The sequence below is a fragment of the Stenotrophomonas sp. 05N423 genome (assembly GCF_056397145.1).
In genome coordinates this window covers 1-539 of the sequence record NZ_JBFTMV010000032.1, presented here as the reverse complement: position 1 = coordinate 539, position 539 = coordinate 1, and the positions used below count along the sequence as shown (strand labels likewise).

The 539-nt window shown below is 65.5% G+C and carries 1 protein-coding gene; it reads left to right on the top strand.

Annotated features, from left to right (window positions below; translation table 11 throughout):
* Positions 1–539 (top strand): GTP-binding protein (locus tag AC1DGW_RS16840; RefSeq protein ID WP_478025199.1); only part of this gene is annotated, 539 nt, incomplete at both ends.

Below are 539 nucleotides of genomic sequence, written 5' to 3'. Positions count from 1 at the left end.
GCCCACGTTGACTGCCCGGGCCACGCCGACTACGTCAAGAACATGATCACCGGTGCGGCGCAGATGGATGGCGCGATCCTGGTGTGCTCGGCCGCTGACGGCCCGATGCCGCAGACCCGCGAGCACATCCTGCTGTCGCGTCAGGTCGGCGTGCCGTACATCGTCGTGTTCCTGAACAAGGCCGACATGGTGGACGACGCCGAGCTGCTCGAGCTGGTGGAAATGGAAGTGCGCGAGCTGCTGAGCAAGTACGACTTCCCGGGCGACGACACCCCGATCGTGCACGGTTCGGCCCGTCTGGCGCTGGAAGGCGACCAGAGCGAYATCGGCGTGCCGGCGATCCTGAAGCTGGTCGAGGCGCTGGACAGCTGGATCCCGACCCCGGAGCGYGACGTCGACAAGCCGTTCCTGATGCCGGTGGAAGACGTGTTCTCGATCTCGGGCCGCGGCACCGTGGTGACCGGTCGTATCGAGCGCGGCGTGATCAAGGTCGGCGAAGAAATCGAAATCGTCGGTATCCGTCCGACCCAGAAGACCAC